Here is a 19,238-nt window from a genome sequence, read left to right on the forward strand (position 1 = left end):
ACGGGGTCAGACGAGCCGCCGGGCCGTCGCCCACCGGGTCAGTTCATGCCGGTTGGAGAGCTGGAGCTTGCGCAGCACCGCCGAGACATGCGACTCGACCGTCTTCACCGAGATGAACAGCTGCTTGGCGATCTCCTTGTACGCGTAGCCGCGCGCGATCAGCCGCAGGACCTCCCGCTCGCGCTGGGTGAGCCGGTCCAGGTCCTCGTCGACGGGCGGCGCGTCCGTCGACGCGAAGGCGTCCAGGACGAACCCGGCGAGGCGCGGCGAGAACACCGCGTCGCCGTCCTGGACCCGGAAGATGGAGTCGACCAGGTCGGTGCCGGTGATCGTCTTGGTGACATAGCCCCGCGCGCCGCCCCGGATGACCCCGATGACGTCCTCCGCGGCGTCCGAGACGGAGAGCGCGAGGAAGCGGACGGGACGCTCGGCGTCCGCCATCAACGGGGCGCAGCGCCGCAGGACTTCGACGCCGCCTCCGCCGGGAAGATGCACGTCCAGAAGGACGACCTCGGGTCGGGTCGCGGTGATGACCGTGACCGCCTGGTCGACGTCGGCGGCCTCGCCGACGACCTCGACGCCGGTCTCCTCGGTACGGCCGATCTCGGCCTGGACTCCGGTGCGGAACATGCGGTGGTCGTCGACGAGGACCACGCGCACCCGCCGCTCGCCCGCGCTCCCCCCGGTCGACTCCACGGGTTCGCTCGCCTCGGTCGGGTCGCTCATGACGTCTTCTCCGCCCTCTCCATCTCCAGCTCGACCTCCGTGCCGCCGTCGGGCACCGCCCGCAGCCGGGCCGTGCCGCCGTTGCGCTCCATGCGGCCGATGATCGATTCTCTGACGCCCATGCGGTCGGCGGGTATCGCGTCCAGGTCGAAGCCCGGACCGCGGTCCCGGACGGAGACGAAGACGGTCCTCCCCTCCACCTCCGCGTAGACCTGCACGGCGCCGCCCTCGCCACCGTACTTGGCGGCGTTCACCATCGCCTCGCGCGCGGCCTGCATCTGTGCGGCGATCCGCTCGTCGAGGGGGCAGTCGCCGACGACCACGACCTCGATGGGGACGCCGTGCTTGTCCTCGACCTCCGCCGCGTTGCGCCGGACGGCGTCGGCGAGGTTGGCCGGTTCGTCCTCCTCGTCCTTGCCGGTGCCCTCCGGCTTGTAGAGCCAGGTACGCAGGTCGCGTTCCTGGGCGCGGGCGAGGCGGCGGACCTCGCTCGCGTTCTCCGCGTTGCGCTGGATCAGGGTGAGGGTGTGCAGCACCGAGTCGTGGACGTGGGCGGCGACCTCGGCACGCTCCTGGGCGCGGATGCGCATGAGCCGCTCCTCGGAGAGGTCCTGGGTCATCCGCACGAGATAGGGGCCCGCGAGGAGCGTTATCCCGACGAGGACCGCGAGGGCGGCCTGGAGGATCGAGCCGAGGTGGGCGGCGGAGCCCTGGAGCACGAAGATGCCGGACACGCCGGCCGTGACGAGGACGACGCCGGCTGCGGCGCGCAGCAGGGTCAGGGTGCGCCGGCGCCGGCCGACCTCCATCCAGCGGGCCCTGCGGGCGTTGTCCGCCTGGCGCCAGACCAGGGCGACACCCGCGCCGACCAGGACGGCGGGCAGGAGGTACGCCTTGGCGCCGTTGCCGACGTCGACGCTGCCGACGAAGACCATGGCCACGACGACCATGAGGAGCAGCGCGACGATCTGCCCCTTGTCCGGCTTGCGGGCGACGAGTCTGCGGCGGCCGTCGGCGGCGGTCTCGGTGGTGAAGGGGGACGGCCGCTGGGCGCCGACCCCGCCGACGCCGAGCGGTACGAAGAACCAGAACGCGGCGTACAGCAGGGCGCCGAGGCCGTCCGCCATGAACAGTCCGACGAAGACGAGCCGCACCCAGATGACGGGCAGGCCGAGGTGCCCGGCGAGCCCCCGCGCCACGCCCCCGAGCCAGCGTCCGTCACTGCTGCGGTAGAGCTTGCGCGGCGGCCGCGGTTCGGCGAGTGGCGCTGCTGCGGCTTCCGGCATGCCATCGATGTTCACACGGGCGGCCCATCGGGGCATCAGGGTCGGCCCCCTAGACGTCCCTGATCTTCGGCCCGGCGGGTCTCGAACGCTTCCCCCTCCCCCGGCTCAGGGCGATATCAGGGTCCTACCAGGGTCGTCCCGACTCCCGCCGGGCCGACCCGCCCGTCACCATGGACCCATGACAGATCACCAGCACGCCGCGGACTCCGGGCCCGAGCCGGACGCCGTGCCCTCCGCGGGCACCGCGTCGGGCCGGCCGGCCGCGGGCGCCGCGGGTGAGGAACCGCGCGCACGCACGGGCACACGGGAGGCGGAGGGCGAGCCGGCGGAGGCGGACGCGGCGTCGGGTCCGCCGCACCGGTTCCGGCGGGACCGGCCGCACAAGATGCTGGCCGGCGTGTGCGCGGGTCTGGGCCGGCAGTGCGACATGGACCCGGTGATCTTCCGGATCACCCTCGCCGTGCTCTCCGCGACCGGCGGCATCGGCCTGATCTTCTACGGTTTCGCCTGGCTCCTCGTCCCGTACGAGGACGACGACGAGAACGAGGTGCGCAAGCTGCTCACCGGCCGGGTGGACGGGCACGCGCTGACGGCCGTGCTGTTCGCGCTGGTGGGCTGTGGCGTCTTCCTGACGATGCTGAAGAACGGCGGTGTGCTGACCTTCGCCGTCGTCCTCTCCTTCCTCCTGGCGGGCGCCGGCTACTGGTCGCGGCACCGCGGCGCCCCCGACCCGGACCCGCTCGCCGCGCAGGCGGTGGCCGACGCGCCGCCGGAGGCGCAGGCGCCGCCGGTCCCGGCCGCCTACCCGTCCTGGTGGCGGGACCCCATCGTCAAGGACGGCACCCATGAGGGCGGCACCGGCTATCTGTGGGGCCCCCATGACGCCCATGACCGGGACATAGCGGCGGCGGTCGCGATCGGCCGCGGCACCTGGCGCAGCCGGGCGGAGATACGCGCGCGGCCCCCTGCCCCGCCCCGGCCGCGCGGTCCCCGCCGGATCGGCGGCTGGGTGTTCCTGCTGGCCCTGCTGGCGGGGGCCGCGGGGACGGCCGGCACCTGGCACGACCAGCCACTCGGCACCAGCCTTCAGACGGGTCTGGCCTGCGCGCTGCTCATATTCGGCCTCGGGATCGCGCTCAGCGCGTTCCTGGGCCGGACGGGCGCGGGCACCGTCTTCCTCGCGGTGGTCACGGCGGGCCTGCTGGCGGCATCGGCCGCGCTGCCGAAGGACGTCGGCACCCGCTGGGTGGAGACGACCTGGAGCCCGGCGACGGCGGCGGATGTACGGCCCGCGTACGACCTCGGCACCGGTGTCGGCACCCTCGATCTGACCGGGGTGCCGTTCGAGCCGGACCAGCCGGTCACGACCCGCGCCGATGTGGGCGTCGGCCGTCTGAAGGTGCTCGTCCCCAAGGGCGTCACGGTGGAGCTGAGCGTGGACGTCGGCGTGGGCGACATCCAGTTGCCGGGCGACGACCGCCAGGACGTCGACGTGGCCCCGGGCAAGCACAAGGAGTTGACCCTGAAGCCGCCGAAGGGCACCAAGAGCGTGGGCACGCTGGACCTCGACCTGGATGTCGGCATCGGACAGGCGGAGGTGCGCCGTGCTGCGTCATGAGTTCCAGCCCGGCCGGCTGGTCGCGGGAGCCTTTCTGACCCTCGCCGGTGTCCTCTACGTGGGGGACGCGGCGGAGGCCTGGGAGACGCCGTGGTTCGCGGTGATCCCGCTGGTGGTCGGCGGCCTGTTCCTCGCGGGCGCGGTGGGCCTCCTGGCCCGGATGGTCCCGACTCCCGCCGTCGCCGCACCCCGCCCCGGCCGGAGACACACCCCTGACAGGAGTTCCGGTCAGCGCAGTTCGACCCGCTCCCGTCGGCGTGCGTGGAGGAGGGCGTCGACGGAGAACAGGGGGGTGCCGGCGAGCACGAGCGGCAGCCAGGCCATGAGATAGGCCAGGTCGTTGCCGTAGTAGTAGGGGTCGGAGGCCCAGCTGACCGTGAGCCACAGGCTCAGCGAGATCAGCGCGCCGCCCAGGGCCGCCAGCCGGCCGAGCAGTCCGATGAGGGTGCCGATGCCGACGGCGAGTTCACCGAAGGCGATGGCGTACCCGAAGGCCACCGGGGCGTCGAGGGCCATGTCGACCATGGCCGGGATCGCCGCCGAGTCCCGTACGGCGCGCATCATGTCGCCGATGGACCCGGCCCCGGAGTCCTTCAGGAAGGCGCTGTCGGTGAGCTTGTCCAGGCCGGCGTAGATGAAGGTCACGCCGAGGAAGATCCGGAGCGGGAGCAGTGCGTAGCGGGAGGCCGTGTCCCGCCAGCCGCTGCCCGAGGAACCCGTGTGCATACCGTGCGTCATCGCCGAAGCCGCCTCTCGCCCGCCGTGATCCCCGAACGACCATACGTAGGGAACTGCCGCACCGCTCAGGCACGCGCGGCACCCCGGCATTCTCCGCCGCATCCAGTCAAAACTTCAATCACTGAACACGGCCAACTGGCCGAACCCCACCGGCCACTCGGCCACCTGGCTACTCGGTGACCCGGCTACTCGGTCACCCGGCTACTCGGTCACCCAGTCACGCGGCCCCTCGAATCACTCGGTCACGTCGATGGCGTAGCGGTTGGTCTCCACGCCGGCCGCGGTCACCACCTGCACCTCGACCCGGCCCGGCTCCACGTCGGCCGGGACCGGCACCGTGAGGACCGCGTCGGTCGGGTTGCTGAACCCGCCGCTCACCGGCACCAGCGGCACATGCACATGCACCGCCCCGATGCGGACCACCATCCGCGCCAGCCGGTCGGCCCGCTGTGCTCCCGGCGGCACGAACCCGGCGCCGCGGATCTCGATGTCGTCCCCGGTGCGGATCGGCCCGTCCAGGTCGCCCGCCTCCCGCGCGCGCACCACGGAGAGGATGACCGGGCGGCCGCCTTCCGCGTACTTGCCGGCCAGATAGGTCGCCGCCGAGATGAGCACCACGACCGCGAGGCCCCACGGCAGGTCTGGCAGCTGGTCCGGCCGGCGCCCCAGCCGTACCGCGGCGAACAGCAGCGCGACGGCGCCGATGACCACGTACTGGATGTCGGCGAAGGTCCCGCGCCCCGCGTCGTCGGTCAGCAGGTCCGCGGCGCGGGGCCGGTCGGCGGGCACCTTCTGGAGCCGCTGGCCGAGCACCCGCACCCCGACGACCCGGCGCACCAGCACCGCGATCGCGCACACCACGGCGAGCACGGTCACCACCCCGGCGCCGCGCCGCAGTTCGAGCCCTTCGATCAGCGCGTCGCGCTCGGCGTGACCCGAGGCGGCGGCGAGCCGTCCGGCCAGGACGAGCACGGCGTACGCGACGAAGAGCACCCAGGCCGCGGCGACGGCACGCGAGGTGGAGAGCCGGTTGTCCTCACCGATGACCGGCGCGAGGGCCCCGCCGCGCGCCCGGTGGAACCAGGACGCCGCGGTCAGCGCCGCCGCCGTCACCATCGCCGCGAGCAGGCCCGCCGTACGGGCCGTCGTCCAGCCCGCCCCGATCGCCGTGAGCGCCTGGGCCAGGAGCAGCGCCAGGACGAGCCCCCAGGCGACGCAGGCGGTGCGCCACCACAGCCGTCCCAGCCATGCCTCGCCCTCGGCGCGGCCGCGTTCGGCGACCTGTTCCGCGGACTGCGTCAGCTCCTCGGACACCCATTGGCGGGAGGCCGAGGCCGAGTGGGCCACCGCCGCCGGAAGTCCCTGTCCGGCGGCGAACTCGTCCCGCTTCAGCAGGAACTCGGCCACCGCCCGCCGGTGTCCCGCACGCGCCCCGTGCGGGCAGTCCCCGCACGTGCAGCCACCCCCGTGCGGGCGCTCCACCGCGCCGCTCCGCCCAGCCTCCTGCACCGCCACGCCCGACGCCCGCCTTCCGACGACCTCACGCCCGTACGCCCTGTGGCGCCACGGGTTCCCCCGGGAGAGCCGCGCCGCCCGCGCGCGTTCCACAACTCCCGTCCGATGACGACGAATTGTGCCGTACTCCACCCGGGGGCCGCCCGGCAGGCCCGGTCGGGACGGGTGAGCGCGGTCCCGGTGTGTTGACCCGGCTGCGAGAATTCCCTTATGGCCGAGATCATCCAGCGTGACGGGACCTGGGCCTTCGACGGCACGACCGTCCGGATCACGCCGGGCCTCCACCGTTCCGTGCCGCTGTTCCGGCAGACGTACGGGGAGATCGCCGTGCCTCTGGAGGCGGTCGCGGGCGTCGCCTTCGAACCGGAACGCCGGCGCGGGCGGCTGCGGATGCGGCTGCGCGAAGGGGCCGATCCGCTGCTGCAGGCGACCGGGGGCAGGCTGCCGGAGGGGTCGGACCCGTACCGGCTGGCGGTGGACACCGACCGTGCGGGGGTGGCCGCCTATCTGGCGGAGGAGATCCGCCGGGCGCTGCTCCTGGACCAGGTCCCGAAGGAGCCGGTCTCGGCCTATCTGCTGCCGGGCCCTCCGGTGCCGGTGTCGGTGCGGACCTCCGACGGCACGGTCTCCTTCGACGGCGGCCGGGTGCGCATCGACTGGTCGGACACCTCGGAGCGGGTGAAGCGGGCGACGGGCCCACGCGTCATCGACGTCGACGATCTGGTGCAGGTCGAGTGGCTGCCCAACTCCCGTTCCGAGGACGGCTGTCTGCGCTTCGTGACCCGGGCGACGGTGTTCTCCGCGCTGCCTCCGGAGAAGGACCCGAACGCCCTGGACCTGTGGGGCAGCGCCCGCCGCGATCTGCTCACCGCGCTGGTGGCGACCGCCGTCACGGCCCGTCTGCCGCATCCGTCCACCCGGCTGGGCGCGGCCCCCGTGGGCCGGTCCCCGGCGCGCGTCCCGGCGCCGTCCGGCGACCACGACGTCCTGCTGCGCCGGCTGCGGGAGTTGGGCGACCTGTACCGCGAGGGCGTGCTCACGGACGAGGAGTTCGCCCGGACGAAGGCGGCGGTGCTGCGCGGTTTCTGACCGGCCCGGCCGGGTGTCAGCTCAGCAGATCCGGTTCGCTGCGCGCGATGTTCTGCCACATCGGCTGGTAGTTGATCCAGGCCACGAGGTCGCCGCCGAGCTGTTCGCGGGTGGCGACCGCCATCCGGTGGTCGATCAGGACCGGCCGGCCCGCGGCCCGGGCGGTGAGCTGCACCTGGCAGGAGCGTTCCATGGACAGGAACCACCAGGCGGCCGCGTCCACCGAGTCGCCGACGGTGAGCAGACCGTGGTTGCGCAGGACGAGGGCCTTGTGGGAGCCGAGCGCGGCGGCGATCCGGCGGCCCTCGGCCGCGTCGACGGCGACCCCGCTGTAGGCGTCGTAGAGCGCGTGGTCCTCGTAGAAGGCGCAGCTCTCCTGGGTGATCGGGTCCAGGAGCTCGCCGAGCGCGGCGAGGGCCCGCCCGTGGACGGAGTGGCAGTGGGCGACGGCGACGACGTCGGGCCGGGCGGCGTGGACCTGGGAGTGCACGGTGAACGCCGCCTGGTTGACGTGGTAGCGGCCCTCGATCACCTGCCCCTCGGAGTTGGCGAGGACCAGGTCGCCGACGGTGACGTGGCTGAACGGCATCCCGAACGGATTGACCCAGAAGCAGTCGCTGTACTCGGGGTCGCGCGCGGTGATGTGCCCGGAGACGCCGTCCTCGAAGCCCATCCTGCCGAAGATCCGCAGTGCTCCGGCGAGACGTTCCTTGCGGTGGCGCCGCTCGTCCTCGACCGAGTCGTGCATCGGCGGCATGGCGAACCGCAGCTGATCGGTGGGCAGCGGCGGGGGCGGAGTGGGCCCGGCGGGCGTCCCGTGCATGTGTCCTCCGGCACTGGGGGGCGTACGGGGCGGAAGTTACCCTCGGTCAGCGCAGGACGACAGGTGTGCGAGGTAACGATGCCGTGAACCAGGACGACAGCGGCCGTCGGCGAACCGTTCGGCGTAAACCGGACAGACGATGTCGGGTTTCGGCGTCAGACTCGGCGGCATGACAGCGAACTGGTCCGCCTTCGTCACCGCCGAGCCGGAATTCGCCCGGCTCGTCGAGGCCCGCTTCGGCGCCTTCACGCATCACGTCCTCGCCACGCTCCGCAAGGACGGCTCCCCGCGGACCTCGGGTCTGGAGGTGCGCTTCCTGAACGGCGAGCTGTGGCTCGGCATGATGCCGGACTCGCTCAAGGCCCTCGATCTGCGCCGCGACCCGCGCTTCGCGCTCCAGGCGAACCCCGGGGAGGGGCAGACGATGGGCGGGGGCGACGTACGGATCGCCGGACGCGCGCTTGAGGTCGAGGACCCGGCGCAGAAGGCCGCGTACGGCGAAGAGGTGGAACCGCCGGAGCCGTTCCACCTCTTCCGTGCCGAGCTGACGGAGGTCGTGCGGACCTACGTCGAGGACGAGAAGTACCTCGTCGTCCAGGTCTGGAAGCCCGGCGGGCAGGTGCGCGTGATCAAGCGCACCTAGGCCCTGTCGTCAAATTCCCGCCGTCGCCCGAAGGGCGGCCCCGCGGCGTCAGGTGCGTGCTCTCGGCGTGCCGGGCCCTGGCCCGTGTACTGGACGTACTCGGGTCAGGGCCCGGTGCGTCGAGAGCGCGTGCATGGCGTCGCGGGGCAGGTGGGCATTTGACGACAGGGCCTAGAAACCCGAAGGGAGATCTACTCCCACTCGATGGTGCCCGGGGGCTTCGAGGTGATGTCGAGCACGACGCGGTTGACGTCCCGGACCTCGTTGGTGATCCGGGTCGAGATCCGCCCGAGGACGTCGTACGGCAGCCGCGACCAGTCGGCGGTCATGGCGTCCTCGGAGGACACCGGGCGCAGCACGATCGGGTGGCCGTAGGTGCGGCCGTCGCCCTGGACGCCGACGCTGCGGACGTCCGCGAGCAGCACCACGGGGCACTGCCAGATCTCGCGGTCGAGGCCGGCCGCGGTCAGCTCCTCGCGGGCGATGGCGTCGGCCTCGCGCAGCAGGTCCAGGCGCTCCTTGGTGACCTCGCCGACGATGCGGATGCCGAGGCCGGGGCCGGGGAAGGGCTGGCGCTGGACGATCTCCTCGGGCAGGCCGAGCTCCTGGCCGACCATGCGGACCTCGTCCTTGAAGAGCTTCCGCAGCGGCTCGATGAGCTGGAACTCGAGGTCCTCGGGGAGGCCGCCCACGTTGTGGTGGGACTTGATGTTCGCGGTGCCGGTGCCGCCGCCGGACTCGACGACGTCCGGGTAGAGGGTGCCCTGGACCAGGAACTCCACGGCCGGGCCCTCGTCGGCGATGATCTCCGCCTGGGCCTGCTCGAAGACCCGGATGAACTCACGGCCGATGATCTTCCGCTTCTCCTCGGGGTCCGAGACCCCGGCGAGCGCCTTGAGGAACCGCTCCTCGGCGTCCACGACCTTCAGCTGCACACCGGTCGCGGCGACGAAGTCCTTCTCGACCTGCTCGGTCTCGCCCTTGCGCATCAGGCCGTGGTCGACGTAGACGCAGGTCAGCTGGGAGCCGATGGCCTTCTGTACGAGGGCGGCGGCCACGGCGGAGTCGACGCCGCCGGACAGACCGCAGATGGCGCGCTTGTCGCCGACCTGCTCGCGGATCGCGGCGACCTGCTCGTCGATGACGTTGCCGGTGGTCCAGTCGGGCTTCAGCCCGGCGCCCCGGTACAGGAAGTGCTCCAGCACCTGCTGGCCGTGCGTGGAGTGCATGACCTCGGGGTGGTACTGGACGCCGTACAGCTTCTTCTCGTCGTTCTCGAAGGCGGCGACCGGGACGACCTCGGTGGAGGCCGTCACGGAGAAGCCCTCGGGGGCGGCGGAGCAGGCGTCGCCGTGCGACATCCACACGTGCTGCTCGGCCGGGGTGCCCTCGAACAGGGTGGAGGACACCTTGGAGACGTGCAGATCGGTACGGCCGTACTCGCGGGCGCCGGTGTTGTCCACCGTGCCGCCGAGGACCTGGGCCATCAGCTGGAAGCCGTAGCACATGCCGAAGACGGGCACACCGGCCTCGAACAGCTCCCGGTCGAGGCGGGGGGCGCCCTCCTCGTACACGGACGAGGGGCCGCCGGAGAGGATGATCGCCGCCGGGTTCTTCGCGAGCATCTCCGCGACCGGCATGGTGCTCGGCACGATCTCGCTGTAGACCCGGGCCTCGCGGACGCGACGGGCGATGAGCTGGGCGTACTGCGCGCCGAAGTCGACGACCAGGACGGTGTCGGGGGCGGCGGCGGGGTTCGCTGATGACACGGGTTGCCTTCCGGCGGTGAGCGAGGTGTGTGTGGGGCCGAGTCTACCGGGCGTCGCACGCCCGCCCCGGGGCCGAAGCCCGTCTCACGATACGAACCGGCTTGGACACCCTCGGCGAGCGCGGCATACTGGCCGCATGCTCACGCACCAGACGTTCGTCTTTACCTATGGCACCCGGCCCGCCGGCTGCCATGGTCGTGCTGCTTGAGCAACTGACAAGCGACTTCCCAGGCGCCCCGGGCCGACAAGGCCCGGGGCGCCTGTCGTTTCCCGGGTCCTGCCGCTCCGGGGCACCTCCCATCGACGAGGAGCCCCCGATGACCACCACGCATGTGACCCCCGCCGAGGTGACCGGCGCCCGCACCGCCGAGGCCGCGGACGTGATCACCGGTGCCCGTGAACGCATCGACGCCCTGGACGACCGGATCATCGGGCTGATCCAGGAGCGCATGGCCGTGTCCGCCGTCATCCAGGAGGCGCGGATCACCTCCGGCGGCCGGCGGGTGAACCTGTCCCGCGAGATGGAGATCCTCAGCCACTACAGCGAGGCGCTGGGCAAGCCGGGGACCGCCTTCGCGATGACGCTGCTCGAACTGTGTCGCGGTCGCATCTGAGTTCGGCGCCCCTCTCACCCGGTCGGAGCGTGACGCCACCCGGACCCCTTCGTTGGTACCGGTGTCCGTGCCAGCCAGGGGCGGCCCGAAGAAACCACGCGTGGCTCGCCGGAGCGTTGTGGCGTACGGATCGCCGTACGCCGTGGGACCTCGCTCCGGGTGAGTGACCGGACGGCAGGGGACAGCAGCCCGGTCACCCAAGAGAAACGGCCGGCTCCGGGGACGCCCGGGGCCGGCCGGCACAACACCGACGGAGTACGGGGCGGCCCGAGCGGTTGCCGCGCCCCCGCCCGTCCCGCACGATGCGAGAGACCCTTTCAGCGGCGCACTCCCCCGGCGCCGCTCCCCCAGGCACCGGCGCGCCCTGACGCTGGTGCTGACCACAGAAGGGCCCCGCGGCCCCGCACCGCGGGGCCCTTCTCATGCCCGCGTCCGCCAGGGCGTCAGGTGCGGCTGACGACCCCGCACTCCTCGCGGCGGTCCTCGGGGATGTCCTTGCTGCGGTCGTACGGGTCCGTCGTGGGGCCGGTGGGCGGTGCGCCGGTCGGCTCCGCGGAGTCGAAGTGCGGGTGCAGATAGCCGTCGTAGAGGTCGCAGGCGGTGTTGCCGACCTCCTGGTCGTAGCGCTTGACGACGATCTTCCCCGGGGTGACCTGGTACCGGGTGGGATCGGAGACCTCGACGTCGAGGACGCGGCGGACGATCGTGCGGGCCACTTCGTCCGAGCCCTCGCGGACCAGCGGGTAGACGAAGGTGTAGTCGGCGTGCACGGCGACGGAGGCGTCGTCGCCCTCCTTGAACGTCATACGCCCCCGCGTCTTGACGACGTCCCCGGCGAGCCGCACCTCGGCGGGGTCGAAGCGGCTGAACATCCGGAGCGGGTCGTGCTCCTTGTCCGGCTTGCGCAGCGCGGTCCTCAGCCGGTCGAGCAGTTCCTTCTGGCGGGGCTCGATGACGTCGAGCGCGGTCTCCGGGCGCTCGCCGCGCAGGGTGGCCGCATCGAGGTTGGCGTCGACGAGGAGCCTGCGGGTCTGCCGCAGGGCCTGTTCCACCTGGGCCCTGGTCAGGGTGCCGACCGGGGTGGCCGCCGGGAGGGTGATGCCGGCCTCGCCGTCCGCCCAGCGCTCGGCGGGCGAGCCGGCGAAGGGCCGGGCCACGGTCGGGGTGTCCGGGTCGACCGCGCCGGGCGCCCCCGTCGGCGCCGCCGTCTCCGCCGGGAGCGGTGAGGCGGCGGCCGCGTCCGAGGCCTCGGACGCGGTGCCGAAGGGGTCGCCGGGGATCAGGGAGGGCCGTACGGCCACGACGGCCACGGCGACGGCGAGCGGCACGCCGACGATCGCCCACCACCGGCGGCGGCGGGTGGCGCGCCCGTTCATCTCCTGCCAGGCGGGGCCGGTGCGCCAGCCGGGGGGCAGCTCACCGCGGGCCTCCTGGGCGCGCAGCCGCTCGGTGACCATCCGGGCGCGCGCGGACGGCTCCTTCGGCGCGGAGGCAGGGCCGCGCTCGGCGTCCTCGACGAACTTCTGCCACTCCTCGTCCGGGATGGACGGTGTGGAGGGCTCCGCCTCGTCACCGGATGCGGAGGGGGTCCCGTCTGACGGTCTGCCGGCCATGGATGCGTGAGCGCTTTCTCTCGAACTCCGGTACGGCAGCTGAGAGTACGTCAGGTCGGCGGGCCGCGATCCAGCCTCTGTGACCCAGGCCACATAAATTTTCTGTGAGTGCAGGCACAACCTTTGCCCGCCGTCGGTGATCAAAGTCTGCGAACCAAGGGCCACACCCGCGCCCCACACGCGGAGGCCTCCCGATACCCGTGCCGCCTCCCGCGGCACAACGGACTTTCGAGGTCTTCATGAAGCTTCGCCGTGCCCTGGCCGCCGCAGCGACGACGGCGGTCATAGCACCGATCGCCCTGCTGTCCGCGCCGGCCGCGTTCGCCACGGACGAGACCACCACGCCCGCCACCACGGAGACCACCACGCCGGCCACGGGCGACACGACGCCTCCGGCCGACGAGCAGACGACGGCTCCGGCGGACGACGAGACGACCGCGCCGGCCGACGAAGAGACCACGGCGCCCGCCGACGACGAGACCACGGCTCCCACCGACGAGGAGACCACCCCCGGCGACGAGGAGACGACCACCGCTCCCGACGACGAGGAGACCACGCCCGCCCCCGAGGAGAGCACCCCCGGTGAGGACGAGGAGCTCCCGTACTGCGAGGAGGTCGACGAGGACTTCGCCGAGGAGGCCCTCGCCGTCGAGGTCAGCGCCCTGCCCGGCAAGATCGTGGCCGGCAGCGGCTGGCACTCCTTCAACCTGAAGGTGACCAACACCTCCGACGTCACGCTCAAGGACGTCGCGTTCTACGCCGAGGTCGAGAGCACCAAGTACTGGGAGACCTGGGAGCCGACCCTCAGCCCGTACGTGGACCTGCAGTTCCGCAACCCGTCCACGAACTCCTGGGAGAGCATCGAGGGCGCGGACGGCCTCGCCGGTGGCTACTTCTGGGGCACCGACACGATGAAGCCGAACGACTACAACAAGATCGACCTGCGGGTGAACATCCACAAGGGTGCCCCCGCCGGTGAGTCGTACCACTTCGGCACCGGTGCCTACATCGACAACATCAACGGCGAGGACTGCATCGCCGAGGGCTTCGGCGACGGCTGGTTCTTCGACGTCCTGCCCGCCGGCGCCTCGAACGAGGACCCGGGCGAGGCCGAGCCGGGCGCCGAGAAGCCCCCGGCCGCCACGCCGGAGAAGCCGCAGGGCGGCGTCAGCGAGCAGCCGGTCACGGGCAGCCTCGCCGAGACCGGGTCCAGCTCCCAGCTGCCCGTCATCGCCACGGTCGGCGGGGTCACGATCCTCGCCGGTGCCGGCGTGATGTTCGCCATGAAGCGTCGTCGGAGCGGTGCCGAGGCCTGAGCCTCCGCCGTCTGACGCACCACACAGAAGGACCTGCGCTCGGAGGGGGGCGCAGGTCCTTCTGGTTTTTCCGACACGTCCCGCCGGCTACTTCTTCGGGGGCACCGCCGGCATCCCCAGGAACGGCAGCTTCAGCGCGCCGAACGCCTCCTTCGGCACCACCGGCGCCTGGGGCTCGACGGGCTTCAGCCGCTCGTACGCCGCTCCCTGCGCGGGACGCGGGTCGGCCTCGCCCTTGTTGGGCCAGTACGACATCGCCCGCTCGGCCTGCGCGGTGATCGTCAGCGACGGGTTGACGCCCAGGTTGGCGGAGACCGCCGCCCCGTCGACGACCGAGATCCCGGGGTGCCCGTACAGCCGGTGGTACGGGTCGATCACACCGGTCTCCGGGGAGTCGCCGATCGGACAGCCGCCGAGGAAGTGGGCGGTGAGCGGGGTGCCCATCAGCTCACCGACGTTGGAGCCGGGGAAGCCGTTGATGTCGGCGGCGATGACGGAGGCGGCCTCGGAGGCGGCCTTGATCTGCTTGGGGTTGGGCGCGCCATGGCCCTGCCGCGCGGTCAGCAGCCCCTTGCCGACACCGTCCGGCTTCAGATACGTCGTCAGCGAGTTGTCCAGCGACTGCATCACCAGGCCGATGATGGTCCGCTCCGACCAGCGCCGGTTGGACAGCGAGCGCAGCACCAGCAGGGGGTGCCGGGCCGCGTTGGCCAGCCAGGCGCCGACACGGGACCGGCCCTCGGCGTAGGGGACCTGGAGGATGGACAGGCCGCCCATCGAGTTGGAGCCCTTGCCGTACCGGACGGGCTCGATATGGGTGTTCTCGTCCGGGTGGATGGACGAGGTGATGGCGACACCGCGGGTGAAGTCGACCTTGGGGGCGCCCGTCAGCTTGCGGTAGCGCCGGCTGTCGGTCTGCGCGCCCACCAGCGCCTCGGAGTTGGTGCGGGTCAGCTCGCCCAGCTTGTCGGAGAGGTGCGGCAGCTGACCGCCGGCCTTCATCCGGTGCAGCAGCGTCTGGGTGCCGTAGGTGCCGGCCGCGATGACGACCCGGCGGGCCTTGAACAGCCGGCCCTCGCCCTTCTTCCGGCGGTCGGTCGGCACGGTGGCGACCGCGTAGCCGCCCTGGGAGTCGTCGGTCACGGAGACGACCGTGGTCAGCGGGTGCACGACCGCGCCCGCCTTCTCGGCCAGATACAGATAGTTCTCGTTGAGCGTGTTCTTCGCGCCGTGCCGGCAGCCCGTCATGCACTCGCCGCACTCCGCACAGGCCCGCCGGGACGGTCCCGTGCCGCCGAAGTACGGGTCGGCGACCTCCTCGCCGGGGCGGGCCTTCGCCGTGCCCTCGGCGTCCTTGCCATCGCCGAAGAACACGCCGACCGGCGCCATGTGGAAGGTGTCGCCGACGCCCATCTTCTCGGCGGCCGCCTTGAGGTGCACGTCGGACGGGGTCATCGTCGGGTTCAGCCGGACGCCGAGCATGCGCTGGGCCTGGTCGTAGTACGGCTTCAGCTCCTCCTCCCAGTCCGTGATGTCACGCCACTGGGGGTCCTCGAAGAACGGCTTCGGCGGGACGTACAGCGTGTTGGCGTAGTTGAGGGAGCCGCCGCCGACGCCCGCGCCGGCCAGCACCATGACGTTGCCGAGCAGATGGATGCGCTGGATGCCGTACATGCCGAGCCTGGGCGCCCAGAGGTAGTTCTTCAGGTCCCAGGAGTTCTTCGGCAGGGTCTGGCGGGTCCAGCGGCGGCCGGCCTCGAGGACGCCGACGCGGTAGCCCTTCTCGGTCAGGCGCAGTGCCGTGACCGAGCCGCCGAACCCCGAACCGACGACGATGACGTCGTAGTCGTACCCGGAACCGTCGTCCTGCGCGGGGGCGGAGTTCTCCTGTGACACGTGCTCTCCTCGTCGAAAGCGGTGGTGCGGTGGCCTCGGACAGCGGCCCTAGCGGAAACGGAGTGCCTTCATCACCCGCAGGCTCCGGCTCATGAACTGCGCGTACTTCTCGTCGTCCATCCCGAGCGACGGCGCCATCGGCAGCAGGCGCTGTGTCGCGACCGTCTGGGCCTCCGTGTACTTGAGGATGCCCTCGGAGCCGTGGCGGCGGCCGAGACCGGAGTCCTTCATGCCGCCCATCGGCGACTGGACGCTGCCGTAGGCCGGCGCATAGCCCTCGTTGACGTTCACGGTGCCGGTGCGCAGCCGGGCCGCGACCGCGCGGCCCCGCCGCCCGTCCTTCGTCCACACCGACGAGTTGAGCCCGTACGGCGTGGAGTTTGCGTGGGCGATCGCCTCGTCGTCGGTCGTGAAGCGGTAGATGGAGACGACCGGGCCGAACGTCTCCTCGGTGCACACGGCCATCGGCGCCTCGACGCCGTCGAGGATGGTCGGCTCGAAGAAGTACGGGCCGATGTCGGGGCGGGCCACACCACCGGCGACGAGCTTGGCGCCCTTGGCGACGGCCTCCTCCACATGCCGGGTGACCGTCTCCAGCTGGCGCTCGCCGACCAGGGAGCCCATGTCGGCGCCGTAGGCGAGGGACGTGCCGAGCCGCATGGCCTTGGTGCGAGCGGCGAACCGCTCCAGGAAGGCGTCGGCGACGGACTCGTGGACGTAGAGCCGCTCGATGGAGATGCACAGCTGGCCTGCGGAGGAGAAGCAGGCGCGGACGGCACCCGCCGCCGCCTTTTCTATGTCCGCGTCGTCCAGGACCAGCATGGCGTTCTTGCCGCCGAGTTCGAGCGAGACGCCGACCAGACGGGCGGCGGCGCTCTGCGCGACCTCGCGGCCGGTGCGGGTGGAGCCGGTGAAGGAGACGTAGTCGGCGTGCTTGACGACCTCGGGGCCGACGACCGGGCCCTCGCCGAGCACGACCTGGAAGACGTCGGCGGGCAGTCCGGCCTCGATGAGCAGGTCCCGCGCCCACAGGGCGGTGAGGCAGGTCTCCGTGTCGGGCTTCATCACCACGGCGTTGCCGGCGACGAACGCGGGGAGCGCGTCGCCGACGGACAGCTCCAGCGGGTAGTTCCAGGGGGCGATCTGGCCCACGACCCCGCGCGCGTGGCGCAGTTCGGTGACGCGGGTGAGCGTGGGGATGGCACCGGTGTGCCGCTTGGGCCGGAGGTAGGCGGGGGCCTTGCGCCCGTAGTGGCGGGCGGCGACGGCGACGGCCTGCACCTCCTCGTGCGCGTGCAGCCGGGCCTTGCCGGTCTCCAGCTGGATGAGGTCCAGCACCTCCGCCTGACGCTCGAGCACCAGGTCGTGGAAGCGCAGCAGCACGGCGGCGCGCCGGCGCACCGGGACCTGCTCCCACACGGCCTGCGCCGCGCGGGCCGCCTCGAACGCCTCGCGGACGTCCTCGGGCGTCGACTCGGGCAGGTCGGCCAGCTTCTCGCCGGTGAACGGCGTGTGGTTGGCGGTACGGCCGGACCCGGCCACGCCCTTGGTGAGCTGGGCCACCAGCTCGGGCGTGACCACGTCGGCCGCGGTACGGGCGCCCTCCGGGGCGGGGGCGAGGGGGTTCGTGCCGGTCTGGGCCGGGGCCTGCGCGTCCGTCATGAGGCGCAGGGTATGCCGCGCCGGAGCCTTTGTGTACCCGTCGGTAACGGGGATTCACCGACTGCTCACACACTGCCAGTGGACACTGGCAACAAACGCGCTGATCAGGGCGTTGCCGTGAACGCACCTGGCCGGTCGGTCTCGAGTCGGTCACGGGGCACCGGCGGCGGCCCTCCGGTTCAGAGCTTGTCGATCTCCAGATGGTCGATCGCGGTCCGCGCCACCTCGCGTCCGCGCTCATCGAAGTCGCCCGCGCCCGGGTAGACGACCGACAGCTTGTACATGTCCCCGGCGGAGGTCTTGTAGTAGAAGACACGCAGCTCGCGCGGCCGGGGGTTCTGCGTGTCGGTGGTCGTGTAGGTGACCAGGTTCTCGGCGGACTTCCTGCCCTGGTACGTGGTCTGCTTGGGCTCGGTCTTCGGGTTCTGCGGCATGCCGATGTCGTACGCGCCGCTCCGCTTGAAGTCGCTCTCGTCGTCGTACATCTCGGCGGCGGCGGACGCGGCGATGTCGCTGCCGGTGTCCTCGGCCTTCTTCTCCAGCGACAGGCTGACCCAGATGGCACCGCTCGGATCGGTGTACGTGACCCAGTGGTCGTCGTCCGTCTCCTCGGGCACGGTCCGCTTGTACTCGTCCGGCACCAGCAGCGTCGCGCCGAGGGCCTTCTCCTCGTGCGTGTTCCAGCCGTCCGGCACCGACCCGGCGAACGGGTCCGCGATCACCAGGTACGCCGTCACCGCGGCCGCGACCGCCGCCGCCGCGATCCCGAGCAGCGTCTTCGGCCCCAGCACGACCCCTCGCCGCACGCTCTCCGGGAGCCGGACGGGCTGGGTGACGGCCGGCTCCGGCGGGTTGGCCGCCTGCTGCAGCAGGGCGCGGGTCTGGGCGGCGTTCGGGCGGCGCGAAGGGTCCTTGTTCAGCAGGCCGTTGATGGCCTCGGCGAGCGGGCCCTGCGCGGCGGCGGGTGCCGCGGGCACGGCGTTGAGCACGGACTGGAGCGTCGCGGGGGTGTTGCTGCGGCGGAACGGCGAGACGCCCTCCGTCGCCGCGTACAGGACGACACCGAGGGACCACAGGTCGCTGGCCGGGCCCGGGCGCTGGCCGAGCACCCGCTCGGGCGCGATGTACTCCGGCGAGCCGACGAAGCCGCCGGTGTCGGTCAGATTGGTCTCGCCCTCGATCTGGGCGATGCCGAAGTCGGTGAGCACGACCCGGTCGTGACGGCCGAGCATGACGTTGTCCGGCTTGACGTCCCGGTGCAGGACGCCCGCCGCGTGCGCGGCCTCCAGGGCGCCCAGCACCTCCAGGCCGATCCGCGCCGCCTCCCGGGCGTCCAGGGTGCCCTCCTGGAGCGCGTCCCCGAGGGAACGTCCCTGCACCAGCTCCATGACGATCCAGGGGCGGCCGTCCACGACGGCGACGTCGTGCACGTTCACCACGGCCGGGTGGTCGAGCCGGGCGGCGGCGCGCGCCTCGCGGCGCATCCGCTCGAAGGCGTTGGCCCGTTCCCGCTCGGGGAGGTGGTCCGGTACGCGGGGTTCCTTCACGGCGACCTCGCGGTCCACCGTCTCGTCCTTGGCACGCCAGACGGTGCCCATGCCGCCGTGCCCCAGCTTGGCGAGCAGCCGGTAGCGGCCCGCGATCAACCGGCCGGTGCCGGGTTCCGGCGCGGACGCGGCGGGCCGCCCGGAAGACGCGGCTCCGGCGGGTGCGCCGGACGGCATGGGGGCCGTCGGCTGCGGTCCGGACGCCTGCTGCGGTACGGCCGCCGTGGGCGCCGCGTACGGGTTGTCCGGGTGCGGCACATGGGCGAACGGCGCCGGCTGCGGAGGCTGCAGTTCAAAGCTCGTCGGCTCGTCGGGCCGGTCTGGGAATCCCCCGTTGCTGCTCATGGATCCATCCATATCGTGCCGGACGGCCGGGGATCCAG

General features: G+C 72.3%; 15 protein-coding genes and 1 pseudogene. 6 read left to right on the forward strand and 10 right to left on the reverse strand.

Annotated features, from left to right (window positions below):
- Nucleotides 1-6 precede the first annotated feature (6 nt).
- Both KBY32_RS09455 and KBY32_RS09460 read right to left on the reverse strand, forming a co-directional pair.
- Complete coding sequence (locus KBY32_RS09455) at nucleotides 7-726, reverse strand: response regulator transcription factor (RefSeq protein WP_055625215.1); 720 nt, start codon at nucleotides 724-726, stop codon at nucleotides 7-9.
- Nucleotides 723-2,048 (reverse strand): ATP-binding protein, encoded by a 1,326-nt coding sequence (locus KBY32_RS09460; protein WP_079033918.1) that lies wholly within the window; start codon nucleotides 2,046-2,048, stop codon nucleotides 723-725. The genes KBY32_RS09455 and KBY32_RS09460 overlap by 4 nt, the downstream gene beginning before the upstream one ends.
- Nucleotides 2,049-2,190: 142 nt before the next feature.
- On the opposite strand from KBY32_RS09460, the gene KBY32_RS09465 reads away from it, so the two are divergent.
- Both KBY32_RS09465 and KBY32_RS35930 read left to right on the forward strand, forming a co-directional pair.
- Entirely contained in the window at nucleotides 2,191-3,630 is a 1,440-nt protein-coding gene (locus tag KBY32_RS09465) for a PspC domain-containing protein (RefSeq protein WP_210979606.1), read from the forward strand.
- Nucleotides 3,617-3,796: pseudogene (locus tag KBY32_RS35930) on the forward strand (hypothetical protein); the annotation flags it as partial. The gene KBY32_RS09465 and the pseudogene KBY32_RS35930, both read left to right, overlap by 14 nt.
- Nucleotides 3,797-3,858: 62 nt before the next feature.
- Here the strand turns inward: KBY32_RS35930 and KBY32_RS09470 are convergent.
- Both KBY32_RS09470 and KBY32_RS09475 read right to left on the reverse strand, forming a co-directional pair.
- Nucleotides 3,859-4,368 carry a DoxX family protein gene (locus KBY32_RS09470; protein WP_055625219.1) on the reverse strand — a complete coding sequence of 170 codons (510 nt, stop codon included), beginning with the start codon at nucleotides 4,366-4,368 and terminating at the stop codon, nucleotides 3,859-3,861.
- Between the two features lie 234 nt (nucleotides 4,369-4,602).
- Complete coding sequence (locus tag KBY32_RS09475) at nucleotides 4,603-5,883, reverse strand: hypothetical protein (RefSeq protein ID WP_210979607.1); 1,281 nt, start codon at nucleotides 5,881-5,883, stop codon at nucleotides 4,603-4,605.
- A gap of 210 nt (nucleotides 5,884-6,093) precedes the next feature.
- Here KBY32_RS09475 and KBY32_RS09480 point away from each other — a divergent pair, with 210 nt between their 5' ends.
- On the forward strand, nucleotides 6,094-6,972 hold the full coding sequence (locus KBY32_RS09480; protein WP_210979608.1) for a DUF4429 domain-containing protein: 879 nt from the start codon (nucleotides 6,094-6,096) through the stop codon (nucleotides 6,970-6,972).
- Nucleotides 6,973-6,988: 16 nt separating this feature from the next.
- Here the strand turns inward: KBY32_RS09480 and KBY32_RS09485 are convergent, their stop codons facing one another.
- Nucleotides 6,989-7,795 (reverse strand): class II aldolase/adducin family protein, encoded by an 807-nt coding sequence (locus KBY32_RS09485; protein WP_055625222.1) that lies wholly within the window; start codon nucleotides 7,793-7,795, stop codon nucleotides 6,989-6,991.
- Between the two features lie 169 nt (nucleotides 7,796-7,964).
- Here KBY32_RS09485 and KBY32_RS09490 point away from each other — a divergent pair, with 169 nt between their 5' ends.
- Nucleotides 7,965-8,438, forward strand: a complete 474-nt coding sequence (locus tag KBY32_RS09490) for a pyridoxamine 5'-phosphate oxidase family protein (protein WP_210979609.1) — start codon at nucleotides 7,965-7,967, stop codon at nucleotides 8,436-8,438.
- A 191-nt stretch (nucleotides 8,439-8,629) separates the two neighbouring features.
- Here KBY32_RS09490 and guaA read toward each other — a convergent pair whose 3' ends face one another.
- Nucleotides 8,630-10,207 (reverse strand): glutamine-hydrolyzing GMP synthase, encoded by a 1,578-nt coding sequence (guaA, locus tag KBY32_RS09495; RefSeq protein ID WP_055625223.1) that lies wholly within the window; start codon nucleotides 10,205-10,207, stop codon nucleotides 8,630-8,632.
- Nucleotides 10,208-10,524: 317 nt separating this feature from the next.
- On the opposite strand from guaA, the gene KBY32_RS09500 reads away from it, so the two are divergent.
- On the forward strand, nucleotides 10,525-10,821 hold the full coding sequence (locus tag KBY32_RS09500) for a chorismate mutase (RefSeq protein ID WP_210979610.1): 297 nt from the start codon (nucleotides 10,525-10,527) through the stop codon (nucleotides 10,819-10,821).
- Nucleotides 10,822-11,264: 443 nt separating this feature from the next.
- On the opposite strand, the gene KBY32_RS09505 is transcribed toward KBY32_RS09500, so the two are convergent.
- Nucleotides 11,265-12,434, reverse strand: a complete 1,170-nt coding sequence (locus tag KBY32_RS09505; RefSeq protein ID WP_210979611.1) for a hypothetical protein — start codon at nucleotides 12,432-12,434, stop codon at nucleotides 11,265-11,267.
- A gap of 239 nt (nucleotides 12,435-12,673) precedes the next feature.
- Between KBY32_RS09505 and KBY32_RS09510 the strand changes: the two genes are divergently transcribed.
- Complete coding sequence (locus KBY32_RS09510) at nucleotides 12,674-13,750, forward strand: LAETG motif-containing sortase-dependent surface protein (RefSeq protein WP_210979612.1); 1,077 nt, start codon at nucleotides 12,674-12,676, stop codon at nucleotides 13,748-13,750.
- A gap of 87 nt (nucleotides 13,751-13,837) precedes the next feature.
- Here KBY32_RS09510 and KBY32_RS09515 read toward each other — a convergent pair whose 3' ends face one another.
- The 3 genes from KBY32_RS09515 to KBY32_RS09525 form a co-directional block, all read right to left on the reverse strand.
- Nucleotides 13,838-15,646, reverse strand: coding sequence for a GMC oxidoreductase (locus KBY32_RS09515; RefSeq protein ID WP_210979613.1), 1,809 nt, complete (start codon nucleotides 15,644-15,646; stop codon nucleotides 13,838-13,840).
- Nucleotides 15,647-15,694: 48 nt separating this feature from the next.
- Nucleotides 15,695-17,308, reverse strand: coding sequence for a succinic semialdehyde dehydrogenase (locus tag KBY32_RS09520; protein ID WP_210979614.1), 1,614 nt, complete (start codon nucleotides 17,306-17,308; stop codon nucleotides 15,695-15,697).
- A gap of 179 nt (nucleotides 17,309-17,487) precedes the next feature.
- Nucleotides 17,488-19,200 (reverse strand): serine/threonine-protein kinase, encoded by a 1,713-nt coding sequence (locus KBY32_RS09525; protein ID WP_210979615.1) that lies wholly within the window; start codon nucleotides 19,198-19,200, stop codon nucleotides 17,488-17,490.
- Nucleotides 19,201-19,238: the final 38 nt, after the last annotated feature.

Source organism: Streptomyces sp. RK62 (genome assembly GCF_018070255.1).
In the GTDB taxonomy this organism is placed as follows: domain Bacteria; phylum Actinomycetota; class Actinomycetes; order Streptomycetales; family Streptomycetaceae; genus Streptomyces; species Streptomyces nigra.